Below are 14259 nucleotides of genomic sequence, written 5' to 3' on the forward strand. Positions count from 1 at the left end.
TCCGCAACCGCTAAAGTAATTTTGAACTATAAATTTTTAGGTATGAGTGTTATTTATTTATTAATCTCCATCAGTATCGTTGTGGCGCTGACGTTTTTATACATTTTCATAAAAGCGGTAAAAAGCGGTCAGTTTGACGACGATTACACGCCATCGGTTCGCATGTTGTTCGAAGATGAGCTGAAAACAAAAAACAGTAAAAAATCCAAAACACAAATAGAAAAACAAAACTAATTATGGAAGTGCAACAATTTTATTATGACAACAAAATTGTAAAGAAGTTCCTGTATGCTTCAATTGTTTTTGGAGTAGTAGGGATGCTTGTGGGACTTTTAATTGCCACGATGTATCTGTTCCCGAACATGACCGACGGAATTTCATGGCTAAGTTATGGTCGTTTACGTCCTTTACATACCAATGCGGTAATTTTTGCTTTCGTCGGGAACGCCATTTTTGCCGGAATTTATTATTCTTTACAGCGCTTATTAAAAACCCGTATGTGGAGTGATGTGCTCAGTAACATCAATTTCTGGGGCTGGCAGCTCATCATCGTAGCGGCGGCCATTTCGTTACCGTTAGGTTACACCACTTCAAAAGAATATGCCGAGCTGGAATGGCCAATCGATATTGCCATCGCCATCATTTGGGTAACTTTCGGTATCAACATGATTATGACGATTTTAAACCGAAGAGAGCGCCATTTGTACGTAGCGATTTGGTTTTACATCGCCACTTTCGTTACCGTAGCCGTGCTTCACATTTTCAACAGTTTGGCTTTGCCGGTGGACGGTTTGAAAAGTTACTCCGTTTACGCCGGGGTTCAGGATGCTTTGGTGCAATGGTGGTACGGTCACAATGCCGTAGCGTTCTTCCTGACGACACCATTCTTAGGATTGATGTACTACTTCATTCCGAAAGCGGCAAATCGCCCGGTTTATTCGTATAGATTATCCATCATTCACTTCTGGTCGTTGATTTTCCTATATATTTGGGCAGGTCCGCACCACTTATTGTACACTGCTTTACCGGATTGGGCACAAAACTTAGGAGTTGTTTTCTCCGTAATGCTGATTGCACCGTCTTGGGGTGGTATGATTAACGGATTATTGACTTTAAGAGGTGTTTGGGACAAAGTAAGAACCGAACCGATTTTGAAATTCTTCGTTGTTGCTATTACCGGTTATGGTATGGCCACTTTTGAAGGCCCGATGCTTTCGCTGAAAAACGTGAACGCCATTGCACACTTTACCGATTGGATCGTAGCACACGTACACGTAGGTGCCTTAGCTTGGAACGGATTCCTTACTTTCGGTATGATTTACTGGTTAATTCCAAGAATGACCAAAACCGAATTGTACTCTAAAAAATTAGCCAACTTCCATTTCTGGATTGGAACTTTGGGAATCATTTTATATGCCTTACCTATGTATGTGGCCGGATTCGTTCAGGCGCAGATGTGGAAACAGTTCAATCCTGACGGTTCTTTAGTTTACGGAAACTTCCTTGAAACCGTAAAAGAAATCATGCCGATGTATGCGATGCGTGCAGCAGGAGGAACCATGTTCATTATCGGGATGTTGGTATTGGTGTATAACATCATCATGACGGTTAAAAAAGGTAAACCGGTAGAAGATGAATTAGCCGAAGCACCAGCCTTAGCCAAAATTTCTCCAAACCGATTAAAAGGCGAGAGATTCCACGGCTGGTTAGAAAGAAAACCAATTCAGTTGACTGTTTTGGCAACCATAGCGATTTTAATCGGAGGAATTATCCAGATTGTACCGACTTTGGTCGTAAAATCCAATATTCCGACCATTACCAGTGTAAAACCATATACACCACTGGAATTGGAAGGCCGTGACTTGTACATTCGTGAAGGTTGTGTGGGCTGTCACTCGCAAATGGTGCGTCCGTTCCGTTCTGAAGTGTCCCGTTACGGAGAATATTCAAAATCAGGTGAATATGTGTACGATCACCCGTTCTTATGGGGTTCTAAACGTACCGGTCCGGATTTGATGCGCGTGGGTGGAAAATACAACGACAACTGGCATTTCAACCACATGTGGGATCCGCAAAGTACATCAGCCGGTTCCATCATGCCGGGCTACAAATGGCTGTTCGACAACAAACCGATGGATTATTCCAAAACCGAAGCCAAAATGCGGGTTATGGTAAAACTGGGCGTGCCTTATACCGATGAAGATATTGCCAACGCACAGAAAAGCATTGCCACACAATCTGCCAAAATTGAGGAAAACCTTAAAAACGATCCGGATTTCGTGAAAAGTTATGAGGAAAGCATGAAAAACGCCAAAGTAAGAGGCGAAAACTTCGTACCGATGAAAGATCGTGAAATCACAGCCTTAATCGCTTATTTACAGCGCTTAGGAACCGATATTAAAGTAAAACAAGCGGAATAATAAAACTAAGAAGTCATGTTAAAATTCATCAAACACAATATGGAAACCATCTCAGGGATTGAGATTTATCCGATCATATCGTTACTTATTTTCTTCTTGTTCTTTGTAGGGTTGTACGCCTGGGTGTTTACCTATAAGAAAGAGAAAATTACCGAAATGAGTAATATTCCGTTTCAAAATGATAATTCAGTAGAGCTTTAAATCAGACAGTTATGAAAAAGTATTTTCCAGTATATGTCCGAGTTCCGTTGTTGTTTTCGATTTTCTTTTTCGCAATGGAATTCTTTATCGATTCAGGCGACAAACCGGCCTTTGTTAAGTACCCGATTGTTATTCTGATTCTGTTCTTATTCCTTTTTGTACTGATTGCCATGGAAATCGTATTGAAAGCAACTAATAACATCCTAAACAGTTTGCTAACGGAAGAACAGCGCAAGCAGAAGGAGATCGAAGACAATCTGCCGTTTACCCAAACGCCGTTTTATCAGAATCTGATGCAGAAATTAGTGCGTTCCCGTAAAATTGAGGAAGAAGACGAATTAATCATGGATCACGATTACGACGGTATTAAAGAGTTAGACAATGTATTGCCGCCGTGGTGGGTGTATTTATTCTATGGATGTATTGCGTTCGCTTTCATCTACTTAGTGCGTTTCCATATTCTGGGCCATGATGACCAAACCACAGAATTCGAAAAAGAAATGGCTGAAGCCAAAATCGCGGTGGAAGAATACAAGAAAACCGCTCCCGATGTAATGGACAAAGAAAAAGTAACGCTGTTAACCGATGCTGCAGACTTAGCTGCCGGTAAAGCGATTTTTGAAACCAATTGTGTCGCTTGTCACCGTGCCGATGCTGGTGGTGCCATCGGACCCAACCTAACCGATAACCAGTGGATTTTAGGAGGAGGCGTTAAAAATGTTTTCAATACCATCATGGAAGGTGGTCGTGCCGGAAAAGGAATGGTGTCTTGGAAAGAAATCATTAAACCGTCTGATATTCAGAAAGTGGCCAGCTATGTGTTAAGTCTTCAGGGAACCAATCCGGCAGATGCCAAAGCGCCGGAAGGTGAAGTATGGGAAGAACCGGCAAATTAAATCAGATTACAAACTGTGCCTGTTAAAGGGTATAAAAACAAAAAAACATGTCTAATTTACCAGACGAAAGTTTTAGAGATACCATCGCCACCATCGACAAAGAAGGAAAACGCGCTTGGATATTTCCTAAAATTCCCAAAGGAAGGTTTTATGATAAAAGAAAATGGGTCAGTTATTTTTTGTTGATCTTTCTGTTTGCGGCACCTTTCATAAAAATCAACGGGAATCAGTTCTTGCTGTTTAACATTATGGAGCGGAAGTTCTCTATTTTCGGGTTTCCGTTCTGGCCGCAGGATTTTCATCTGGTGGTTATTTCGATGATTATCGGCGTAGTGGGGCTGGCCTTGTTTACGGTAGCTTTCGGACGCATTTTCTGCGGATGGTTTTGCCCGCAAACGATTTTCATGGAAATGGTCTTCCGAAGAATCGAATTCTGGATTGAAGGCGACCGCGGCTCACAGATAAAACTGAACAAACAGGAATGGAATGCCGAGAAAATCAGAAAGAAAGCGACCAAATGGTTTTTGTTCTTTGTGGTGTCCTTTATGATAGCCAATGTGTTTTTAGCCTATTTGGTAGGCAGCGACCAGGTACTGGATATGGTACGACAAGGGCCGTTACACAATGTAACCACGTTCATTGCCTTATTGATTTTTACTGCGGTTTTCTATTTCATTTTTGCCTGGTTCCGCGAGCAGGTGTGTATCATCGCCTGTCCGTACGGAAGAATGCAGGGTGTTTTGCTCGACAATAAAACCATCAATGTGGCGTATGACCATGTTCGTGGTGAGGGTACAACCGGAAGAGCAAAATTCAAGAAAAACGAAGACCGTAAATTATTAGGAAAAGGCGATTGTATCGATTGCCGCCAGTGTGTAAACGTTTGTCCGACAGGAATTGATATCCGCAACGGGGTGCAGCTCGAATGTATCAACTGTACGGCCTGTATCGACGAATGCGACCACATCATGGAAAGTATAAACCTTCCGAAAGGGTTGATTCGCTATGCTTCCGAAGATGAAATCGTGAAAAAAGAAAAATTCGTTTTCACTACCCGAATGAAAGGCTATGCAGCGGTTTTAACCATTTTGGTCGGTATTTTAATCGGGATGCTGTTCTTGAGAAACGATGTGGAAGCTACGGTTTTACGACTTCCAGGACAGTTGTTCCAGCACAAAGGTGAGAACATCAGCAACGTGTTTACCTACAAAGTGGTCAATAAAACGGTGCGCGATTTTGACGATATCCATTTCAAATTGGTCAATCCGAAAGGAACCATCAAAATGGTCGGAAAAGAAAGTTTTAAAGTGGATAAAGAAGGCATGGCACAAGGAACGCTTTTTGTGGAAATCCATCCGGCCTTCTTAAAAGGCGATAAAACAAAAATTACGATTGAAGTATATAATGATCAGGAACTTCTGGAGACTACGACGACGAATTTTTTAGGACCGAGAAGTTTTAATTAGTGGGAAGTGAGAAGGGAAAAGGGAAAAGGGAAAAGGGAAAAGGGAAAAGGTTTTTGTTACTGTTCTTATCCCTTGTCACTTCTCCCTTATCCCTCAAAAAAATAAAAACTATGAGAGTAAATTGGGGAACAGGAATAGTCATAGCTTTTGCATTGTTTATGACGTTTATTTTGTACTTCGTGTTTAAAGTACAATCCGATTCGCAGTACGACCACGAAATGGTTACTGAGGAATATTACAAGAAAGAATTAGGATTTCAGCAGCAATTGGATAAATCGCAACACGCTACCGATTTAAAGGAAAAATTGATTGTTACTCCTCAAGACGGAGGTGTGTTAATCAGTTTTCCGAAATCGTTCGATCCTACTAAAATTAAAGGTAAAGTGTCCTTTTACAGACCGTCTAACCAAAAGTTGGATTTTGAGAAAACACTCTCATTATCCGATTCAAATTTGCTCATACCTAAAACAGATTTGGTGGACGGTCTTTGGGACATTACTGTAGATTGGGAATACGAAGGCGTAGGATATCTGAATAAAGAGAGTGTAAATTTGTAGAAATAAGGGAAAAGGGAAAAGGAAAAAGGGAAAGCTTCTTGTTACGGTTCTTATCCCTTATTACTCTTCCCTTATCTTTCAAAAATAAAAATGGTATACTCAGGATTCATATTAGGCTTAATCAGTAGTTTGCATTGCATTGGGATGTGTGGGCCCATTGCGATGATGCTGCCGCTTGACCATAAGAATCCGGCTAAAAAAACAGTACAGCTTTTAACGTATCACTCCGGGAGAATCGTAGCCTATATGACTTTCGGGTTGGTTTTTGGTTTGTTGGGCAAAGGGCTTTTTCTGGCGGGAATGCAGCAACAATTGTCTGTTGTCATTGGCGTTTTGATGATTGCGTTCGTATTGGTTCCGGAGAAAGTCCTCGCCCAAAATAATTTCTCCAAACCGGTTTACCGTTTGATTTCAAAAGTAAAAACGGCTTTAGGAAGTCAGTTCAAAAAGCGTAGCTACAAAGCCTTGTTTACCATTGGTCTGTTAAACGGATTTTTACCTTGCGGATTGGTGTATGTCGCTTTATTCGGGGCAATTGCCATGCAGAATGAACTACTTGGTGTAAGTTACATGTTCCTTTACGGATTGGGAACGATTCCGATGATGAGTGCGGTGGTTTATGCATCCACCCTGATTACCGTTCCGATGCGCAACAGGATTCAGAAAGTCATTCCTATAGTGACGGTTTTTATTGGAATGCTGTTCATCATGCGCGGGTTAGGATTGGGCATTCCGTATGTGTCTCCAAGTGATATGAGCCTGTTTGTGCAAAACAATCCGGTTTGCCGCTAATTATTTTCTAAGCGCTTCCCGAACAATTCTTCTGAGTTCCGGAACCACTTCCTCTTCAAACCAAGGATTTTTCTTCTGCCATATTTTATTTCTCGGCGAAGGATGCACCAACGGCAAAAACTTCATCGGCAGAAATTCCTGATAATGCAGTACGTTTTCCGTTAAAGTAGGATAGGCTTTGTCTTTCAGATAGTATTTGTGCGCATAATTTCCGATGAGCAGAATGAGTTTTACCTCGTCTACCTGTTCCAAAAGAAGCTGATGCCATAGCGGCGCACATTCCGGTCTTGGCGGCAAATCCCCCGATTTTCCTTTTCCCGGATAGCAGAATCCCATCGGCATAATCCCAAAAATTGAAGTATCGTAAAACTGATTTCGGTCTACATTCAGCCAACGTCGCAGTTCTTCGCCACTGGCATCGTTCCACGGAATACCACTTTCATGTACTTTTCTTCCGGGAGCCTGACCGATAATAATGATTTTCGATTCTCTGCTCATTGACAAAATTGGTTTCGGCTCATTGGGCAGAAATTCCTGGCAGACGGTACATAGCGCTATTTTGCGAAGTAATGCTTCCATGATTTAAAAAATAAGGTTTCTTAAATTTAAGCAAATACTTAACAATATAAAATAACGAATGCACGAATTATTGTCTAAGCTATTCGTGCATTCGAAGAAAAAGATGATAAATATATAAACGAGTCTGCTTTACATGTGTTTACACCGTCATTGAGAACAACTGCGTTTGAGGAGCTTTGCGTTTTAGGCGTAAATCAAAAGCCATGCAAACGTTGCGCACAAAAGGTTTTCCTTTTTCGGTTATAGTGATGGCATTCTTCTGTATGATGAGCAAACCGTCGTTTTCCATTTCCCGTAACTGTGCCAGGACTTCTGGTAATTCTTCAAAATACTGATGCTTTTCATCCCATGAAGTCGTAAACTGGCACATTAAATTTAAAATGTGTTTGCGGATAATCAGATCTTCCTCATTCAGAATATGCCCTTTGCTAACCGGGATTTCGTTCTTTTCCAATCGGGCGTAATAGTCTTCCAGTACCTTTTCGTTTTGCGCAAAACCATACCAGCTGTCACTGATGGATGAAACGCCTAAGCCAATCATTAACTGGGTTTTAGATGAGGTATAGCCCATAAAGTTGCGGTGCAGTTTGCCTTGCTGGAACGCATCGTACATGCTGTCTTTTTTCAAGGCGAAATGGTCCATCCCAATTTCGTGATAGCCTTTTTTGGCCAGCAACTGTTTTCCCACTTCATACAATTGGCGTTTTTCATCGTCTTTCGGAACGTCTTCGTCTTTAAAACCACGCTGCCCGTTACCTTTAATCCAGGGAACGTGTGCGTAGCTGTAAAAAGCCAGACGATCGGGAGAAAGCGATTTTGTTTTCTCAATTGTATCAACTATATTTTCAAGTGTCTGGAATGGTAAGCCGAATATTAAATCGTGTGAAATAGAGGTGTAACCAATCTCTTTGGCCCAAAACGTAACCTTAGCCACATTGTGAAACGGTTGAATGCGGTGAATGGCCTTCTGAACTTTTTCCGAATAATCCTGAACCCCGAAACTCACTCTTCTGAAGCCTAAATCGTATAGTTTCTGAAGATGTTCCCGCGTGGTATTGTTCGGATGTCCTTCAAAGCTGAATTCGTGGCTGGGCGCTTTTTCGGCACGTTTAAAAATCCCGTTGATGAGGTGCTCAAGATTTTCAGGAGAGAAAAAGGTTGGTGTTCCCCCTCCTAAATGGATTTCCCTTATGAGCGGTTTTTCCGGAAACACATCGCAGTACAAATTCCATTCTTTCAGAACCGCCTCGATGTATGGGTTTTCTACCTCATGGCGTTTGGTAATGCGTTTATGACAGCCGCAAAACGTACACAAACTTTCGCAAAACGGCAAGTGAATATACAAACTGATGCCTTCAGAAGCATTGCTTTCGGAAAGCGATTTTATATAACTTTTTTTCCATCCTTCCGCTGAAAAACTGTCATCATCCCAATAAGGAACCGTTGGGTAACTGGTGTAACGCGGCCCCGGTACATTGTATTTCTGAATTAATGTAGTGCTCATAACAATGATTTTATAAGGTCAAAATTACTGCGGCAAACTTTTATTTAAAATGACATTTGTCATATAGACTACTGTCAGAATAAATATTCTTCCGATAATCTTTATTTCCTTTTTTATTACTAATATTGATGTCTGTAAGCGCTAAGTACCAACCGCTTGGTTTTGCTATGAAAAAATACAGAAACGGTTTCTTTTACTTCGGCATTATTGGCGTTACCACGGCAATCATGTACTGGACCGTACAGAACGGAAAAGCCTTGGAAAAAGGCAGAAATGTTGTTGCGGTTGCTTCTCAAAACAGCCAATGGCAGGAATTTCTCATTTCTCTGGAACACAATCTTACCCATCCGTTAGCCATACTGTTAGCGCAAATTGTTACGATTGTTTTTGTGGCAAGATTGTTCGGTACCCTTTTTAAGCGCATTGGTCAGCCAACCGTTATCGGGGAAATTTTGGCAGGAATTGTATTAGGGCCTTCGGTTATCGGAAGTTATTTTCCGGAATTTTCAACCGCTTTGTTTCCTTTGGAGTCTTTGGGAAATCTTCAGTTTCTCAGCCAGATAGGGTTGATTCTGTTTATGTTTGTGGTAGGAATGGAGCTCGATTTGAAAGTCCTGCAAAACAAAGCCAAAGAAGCTGTTGTAATCAGTCACGCCAGTATTGTCATTCCGTTTACCCTGGGAATGTTTCTGGCTTATTTTATTTATACCGATTTTGCTCCCGAAGGCACTGAGTTTTTATCTTTCGCCCTGTTTACCGGGATTGCGATGAGTATCACGGCCTTTCCGGTGTTAGCGCGAATCGTTCAGGAACGAGGATTGCACAAAACCAAATTGGGTGCGATGGTTATTACCTGCGCTGCTGCAGACGATATCACTGCTTGGTGTATTCTGGCTGCCGTAATTGCCATCGTAAAAGCCGGCTCTTTCCTGAGTTCGCTTTACATTATCGCCTTAGCTGTCATCTATGTTTTGCTGATGCTGAAAGTGGTAAAACCGTTCTTAAAACGCATCGGGGAACTGTATGACAATCCGGACAGCATAACCAAACCCGTGGTGGCCATTTTCTTTTTAACCTTACTGATTTCCTCTTATGCTACCGAAATCATTGGTATTCACGCCTTATTCGGAGCGTTTATGGCCGGGGTAATTATGCCGGTAAGCATGCATTTCCGCAATGTTTTCATCGAAAAAGTGGAAGACGTTTCACAGGTGATGTTATTGCCGTTGTTCTTTGTGTTTACAGGTCTTCGCACGCAAATCGGTTTGTTGGATGATATTTATTTGTGGCAAGTTTGCGGCTACATCATTTTAGTGGCCGTGATTGGTAAATTTGTCGGAAGTGCTTTAACGGCGAGATATGTGGGCCAAACCTGGAAAGACAGTTTAACCATCGGTGCTTTAATGAACACCCGTGGTTTGATGGAACTTGTGGTGCTCAACATCGGTTACGACTTAGGCGTTCTGAGACCGGAAATTTTTGCGATGATGGTAATCATGGCCTTGGTTACCACTTTTATGACCGGCCCGGCACTGGACATCATCAACTTTGTTTTTAAATCGAAAACGGAAATTCTTCCTAAGGAAATTATTCAAAATAATAAATTCAAGATTCTTTTCTCGTTCCAAAATGCAGAAGAAAGTAAGTCGTTATTGCGTTTGGCGAACAATTTCGTTAAGAAAATGAACAACAATTCCGTGGTAACCGCGATGCATATCCTGCCGAGTAATGAGTTGAATCCTTACAGTGTCGATCAGTATGAAGAAGAGAGCTTTAAACCGGTCTTACAAGCATCCGAAGAGCTCAACCAGAAAGTCACCACGCTTTTTAAAAGTTCCATTGAAGTGGAGAATGATGTTGTTGAAGCATCAAATCAAGGCGATTTTGATTTGGTGCTGATGAGTTTAAGCCAGTCGATATTTGACGGAACATTTTTAGGTCGTGTTCTCGGTTTTACAACACGTATCATAAGTCCGGAAAGTTTAATCAACAAATTTACCGGAAAGGAAAAATTATTTGATAATGCTCATTTTGACGAAAGAACCTCAATGATTTTATCCAAAACGGAAGTTCCGGTGGGGATTTTGGTGGATAAAAATTTTCAAAATGCAAACCGTGTTTTTGTCTTGTTGTTGGATGAAAGCGATTTATTCTTACTGGATTATGCGAAACAATTGATTGAAAATTCGAACGCAACCGTAACGATATTAGACAAAGCCGGCCATTTGAAAGGCAGTTCCGTATTTAACGAACAGATTGATAAAATTGGTAAAAAATATCCGAAGCACGTTAAATTAGCCGTGGAACGAAAGATAGAGAAAGCACTTTTAGACGAGCAGGATTTAATGATAATCAGTGTGGAAACCTGGAAATTGCTTTTAGAAAAACAAAGTTCCTGGTTGAACAAAACGCCTTCGTTATTAATTATGAAACCATAAAAAAAAGTCCCGATTTCGGGACTTTTTAATTTCTACTCTGTATATTTTACCATTCGCTGGAATTCGCATTGGCTTTGCTCATTTCCTTTTTAATGTTCGATTTGATATTTTCGATTTCAGCATTGATAGCTCCGTAGTAAGCCGTTAAAGTTTCCATTGCTTTTGGTTTTTGTGCTGCTTTTTCGGCTGCGGTTTTGTCGAATAATTTTTCCAAAGGCGTTTCGGAAACTTCGGTTTTAGTCAGAATGTTTTTGATTTCGTATTTGTATTTGTTGTCTTTTGATAAGATTGAAATCGTGTAAAATAACTTCACTTTTACATCACTTCCGTTGATTTTAACCGTCATAATGGAATACTGACTGTCTGTAACGGAAGAAGCTTCGTTGTTGATTTTTAATTTGTCGGCAGTTACTTTGTACGTATTAACAAAGAACATTTTGGAATTGGTAAACAAATCGGCTTTTGCTTTTCCGTCTACAGCTACCACTTCGCTAAAAATAATCTGTCCGTTTTCGTTTAAAGGGAAGTCAAATTTTGCCTGCTGCGCCTGAATACCAAAGGAAACAAAAAGCAGGGCGAATAACAATTTTTTCATTTTTTGGGTTGGTTAATAGGTTAATAGGTTAATAGGATTACAATATTAGCATAATTTTTAAAATAAAAAAGCCTTTAAATTAAGTTTTAAAGGCCTTTAGTGGAGTCGGAGAGAATCGAACTCCTTGTAATTTTCCTGCTATTTAAAGGCTTCATTGAATTCTGAATTTTAAGGTAACCGAATTTGTATCCTAAAATTCTATTCAAATTATTGTCAAATCGTATAGTGTAAATTTAGTCTTTTGATTACTTTTTTACAAATAATCGGTTCAAAAATTAAACAAGTTATTTACTTAATCATATTCTGAACTTCGGAGAGATTTAATCCAGTACTTTCACAAAATTCTGTAATGCTTAAAAAGTGATTTTCGGGCTTATTTAGGTAGTTTTTTATTTTTTGATACAATCTTGTGCTTTGACGATAACTCTTGCCTGTAATACGCTGTATATCCTTTGTGTATATACAAATTCTATTTAACTCCTTACTCATACAATACAAATATATTTATACTTTATCTATGCCTTTGATTGGCTTTTGATATACTTTTCGTTTGTATAAAATTATTTAAAAAATGGTTTCCTTTTTAAAGGTCAAATGGTTCTTATTTGTGACAAATTGTTTGCAAATGGACACTCTGTATAGGTGCTCATAAGATTCAGTCTAAAATGTGTGCAAATTTGCTTCTGAATCAATCGGGAAATGTTGCAACGTGATGATGATTGAAAGAGTGTGAATCTATTTTTTGAATTTAATTTTTGAAGTTATGGCTAGACAGAAAGGCATAATTAAACTGAAAGGTACTATCGGAGATATTACCTTTTACAAGACACAGGACGGGCATTTGGCCCGTGAAAAAGGCGGTATTGATGCGAGTAGAATAGCGAGTGATCCCGCTTTCCAAAGAACACGTGAGAACGGTTCCGAATTTGGTAGAGCTGGTAAAGCCGGAAAGGTTTTAAGAACAGCTTTACGACCATTATTGTTAAATTCTGCGGACAGCAGAATGGTAAGCCGCCTTACTCAGACAATGGTAAAAGTTATCCAGGCGGATACGGTTTCGGAAAGAGGTTTGCGAAATGTAATCGATGGGGAGATTGAATTAACTTTAGGGTTTGAATTCAATATTCGCGGTAAATTAGGAACGAGCTTGTTTGCTCCTTTTACTTCAACGATTGATCGTGTTGCGGGTACTTTGGTAGCCAATATCCCCTCTTTCATTCCGGCGAATATGATTGCAGCTCCTACCGGAACCACGCATTTTAAAGTTATTTCCGGCGGTGCGGAAATCGATTTTGAAAACGAAACGTATGTTGTGGAAACTTCCGAAACGGCAATCTTGCCTTGGGACACTACTGCAACCGCTGTAATTAACCTCAGCAATGCAGTTACGCCTAACTCTACGCATCCGCTTGTTTTGGCGTTGGGAATTGAGTTTTACCAACAGATTAACGGACAAATGTACCCGCTTAAAAATGGTGCTTTTAACCCGTTATCGATTGTGAGTGTGGACGGTGGTGTTTAATTTTTAGCAAAGAGAGGAGGTTTAATATGAATGTAGTGGAAAGAGCGAAAGCACCAACTCCGAAGTTTTTTAAGGTCTTGAGAACCGTTGGTTTGGCTTTATCAGCCGTTAGTCAGGTGACAGTGGATGAAGATGCCAAAATGGAAAAAGAGCTTGTAAAGCGCTTGCAGGAGGATAATAAAAATCTTCCCCGCGATGGCATCAAATAATGTTATTCCGTTGGGAACTGCTGCCGGAACTTTTTTAAGCATCCTACCGAACATTACGTCCGAAGATATTATAAAAACCATTATCTTAGCGGTAGTCGGAGCGATTGTAAGTTTTTCGGTATCGATGCTTTTAAAAAAGTTCACAAAATCTAAAAATAAATAGTCCGGTTTTGATTGGTAACCTTTTCCGGATTAAGTAAGAAAGCCTAGTCGCAAGACCAGGCTTTTTTTTATTTACGGGTGTACCTATGTAAAATAGAGCGTTTCAGGTCGTTTAACAGGTTAATGTTGGCGTAAAACTGTTCTTCTTTAAGCTGCAGCAAGCGGATTGCTTTTACTGCTTTTTCATGCGCTTCAAAATCCTGCATTAATTCCCTTGATTTACTGTTGAATTCTTTCTTAAAATCATCCGAAGTAATAAACGGAACTACGGAACCTTTTAAGAATTGGTGCCAGAATTTGGACTGCCAAAGGCTGTAGGCTATCCAGTAGAAGTTTTCGCAGTCTTCAGAGGTGGCAAACTGGATTACAAAACTGTTTGCAAAAGCCGTTTTTTGCGGTTTTCCGCTGTTTAGACCTTTGTTTAATACGAAAAAATGCGGTTTAGCATAAACCGTTCCGGGTTTGTGTGTTTTCACAATGTAATTTGTCATGGCTTTCATGTTTTAAAGGTTAACTCCGTTGTCGCTTTGCATAAAATTTTTTCAAAAGAAAAAACGGAAAAAAATAAAGCCATCATCTCTTTGGAGGGTTTCAGTAAAACCGGTTTTTTTCGAAAAATACTACCCGGAGGGTGGAGATTTTTTGAAAAACCCGAAGGGCTTGAATCGGTTTTTCTGATAACCCGGAAAAATAAATTTGCCTTCTTTTTTTCTGTTTTTTGTTTTTAAAGAATTGAACCTGATTTTGAAATCAGAAATAAAAAGGGATGATTGATGGTTTGGTCGTGATGAAAGGGTTTTGAATTTTTGGAATGTTTGAATTGGAAGTACGTTCAGCTTAACGATTGGATGTTTCAAACAGTACGGAAATTTAAAACGCTTTCTTGGTGTTGATTTTTGGGGATGCCGGGAGGTGTTT

At 40.1% G+C, this 14259-nt stretch carries 15 protein-coding genes; 11 read left to right on the forward strand and 4 right to left on the reverse strand.

Annotated features, from left to right (window positions below; all coding sequences use genetic code 11):
* Positions 1 to 42 precede the first annotated feature (42 nt).
* The 7 genes from ccoS (at position 43) to G498_RS0107895 (ending at position 6332) form a co-directional block, all read left to right on the forward strand.
* Positions 43 to 234 (forward strand): cbb3-type cytochrome oxidase assembly protein CcoS, encoded by a 192-nt coding sequence (ccoS, locus tag G498_RS0107865; RefSeq protein WP_026980677.1) that lies wholly within the window; start codon positions 43 to 45, stop codon positions 232 to 234.
* 2 nt (positions 235 to 236) lie between these two features.
* Complete coding sequence (gene ccoN / locus G498_RS0107870) at positions 237 to 2420, forward strand: cytochrome-c oxidase, cbb3-type subunit I (protein WP_026980678.1); 2184 nt, start codon at positions 237 to 239, stop codon at positions 2418 to 2420.
* 15 nt (positions 2421 to 2435) lie between these two features.
* A complete protein-coding gene (locus G498_RS0107875) occupies positions 2436 to 2621 on the forward strand; it encodes a CcoQ/FixQ family Cbb3-type cytochrome c oxidase assembly chaperone (RefSeq protein ID WP_026980679.1) in 186 nt (61 codons plus the stop codon).
* Positions 2622 to 2632: 11 nt separating this feature from the next.
* Positions 2633 to 3517: a cbb3-type cytochrome c oxidase N-terminal domain-containing protein gene (locus G498_RS0107880; protein ID WP_026980680.1), complete on the forward strand. Its 885-nt coding sequence runs from the start codon at positions 2633 to 2635 to the stop codon at positions 3515 to 3517.
* A gap of 47 nt (positions 3518 to 3564) precedes the next feature.
* Positions 3565 to 4983, forward strand: a complete 1419-nt coding sequence (gene ccoG, locus G498_RS0107885; protein ID WP_026980681.1) for a cytochrome c oxidase accessory protein CcoG — start codon at positions 3565 to 3567, stop codon at positions 4981 to 4983.
* A gap of 110 nt (positions 4984 to 5093) precedes the next feature.
* On the forward strand, positions 5094 to 5540 hold the full coding sequence (locus tag G498_RS0107890) for a FixH family protein (RefSeq protein WP_026980682.1): 447 nt from the start codon (positions 5094 to 5096) through the stop codon (positions 5538 to 5540).
* 90 nt (positions 5541 to 5630) lie between these two features.
* The gene (locus G498_RS0107895) at positions 5631 to 6332 is read left to right on the forward strand and encodes a sulfite exporter TauE/SafE family protein (RefSeq protein WP_026980683.1); all 702 of its coding nucleotides are present in this window, start codon (positions 5631 to 5633) and stop codon (positions 6330 to 6332) included.
* Here G498_RS0107895 and G498_RS0107900 read toward each other — a convergent pair whose 3' ends face one another.
* Positions 6333 to 6911, reverse strand: coding sequence for a uracil-DNA glycosylase family protein (locus G498_RS0107900; protein ID WP_026980684.1), 579 nt, complete (start codon positions 6909 to 6911; stop codon positions 6333 to 6335).
* Between the two features lie 139 nt (positions 6912 to 7050).
* Positions 7051 to 8415: an oxygen-independent coproporphyrinogen III oxidase gene (hemN, locus tag G498_RS0107905; RefSeq protein WP_026980685.1), complete on the reverse strand. Its 1365-nt coding sequence runs from the start codon at positions 8413 to 8415 to the stop codon at positions 7051 to 7053.
* A gap of 167 nt (positions 8416 to 8582) precedes the next feature.
* On the opposite strand from hemN, the gene G498_RS0107910 reads away from it, so the two are divergent.
* Positions 8583 to 10853 carry a cation:proton antiporter domain-containing protein gene (locus G498_RS0107910; protein ID WP_026980686.1) on the forward strand — a complete coding sequence of 757 codons (2271 nt, stop codon included), beginning with the start codon at positions 8583 to 8585 and terminating at the stop codon, positions 10851 to 10853.
* A 46-nt stretch (positions 10854 to 10899) separates the two neighbouring features.
* On the opposite strand, the gene G498_RS0107915 is transcribed toward G498_RS0107910, so the two are convergent.
* Positions 10900 to 11448, reverse strand: coding sequence for a DUF4468 domain-containing protein (locus G498_RS0107915; protein ID WP_026980687.1), 549 nt, complete (start codon positions 11446 to 11448; stop codon positions 10900 to 10902).
* Positions 11449 to 12211: 763 nt separating this feature from the next.
* Between G498_RS0107915 and G498_RS0107925 the strand changes: the two genes are divergently transcribed.
* Genes G498_RS0107925 through G498_RS15880 form a run of 3 tightly spaced genes read left to right on the forward strand, consistent with a single transcriptional unit; the run spans position 12212 to position 13342 of the window.
* Positions 12212 to 12970, forward strand: coding sequence for a hypothetical protein (locus tag G498_RS0107925; RefSeq protein WP_026980689.1), 759 nt, complete (start codon positions 12212 to 12214; stop codon positions 12968 to 12970).
* Positions 12971 to 12996: 26 nt separating this feature from the next.
* Positions 12997 to 13179, forward strand: coding sequence for a hypothetical protein (locus tag G498_RS0107930; protein WP_026980690.1), 183 nt, complete (start codon positions 12997 to 12999; stop codon positions 13177 to 13179).
* Positions 13166 to 13342 carry a hypothetical protein gene (locus G498_RS15880; protein ID WP_165569396.1) on the forward strand — a complete coding sequence of 59 codons (177 nt, stop codon included), beginning with the start codon at positions 13166 to 13168 and terminating at the stop codon, positions 13340 to 13342. The genes G498_RS0107930 and G498_RS15880 overlap by 14 nt, the downstream gene beginning before the upstream one ends.
* A gap of 67 nt (positions 13343 to 13409) precedes the next feature.
* On the opposite strand, the gene G498_RS0107940 is transcribed toward G498_RS15880, so the two are convergent.
* Positions 13410 to 13832 carry a DUF6943 family protein gene (locus tag G498_RS0107940; protein WP_026980691.1) on the reverse strand — a complete coding sequence of 141 codons (423 nt, stop codon included), beginning with the start codon at positions 13830 to 13832 and terminating at the stop codon, positions 13410 to 13412.
* Positions 13833 to 14259 lie beyond the last annotated feature (427 nt).

The organism is Flavobacterium suncheonense GH29-5 = DSM 17707 (assembly GCF_000430025.1).
GTDB classification, from domain to species: domain Bacteria; phylum Bacteroidota; class Bacteroidia; order Flavobacteriales; family Flavobacteriaceae; genus Flavobacterium; species Flavobacterium suncheonense.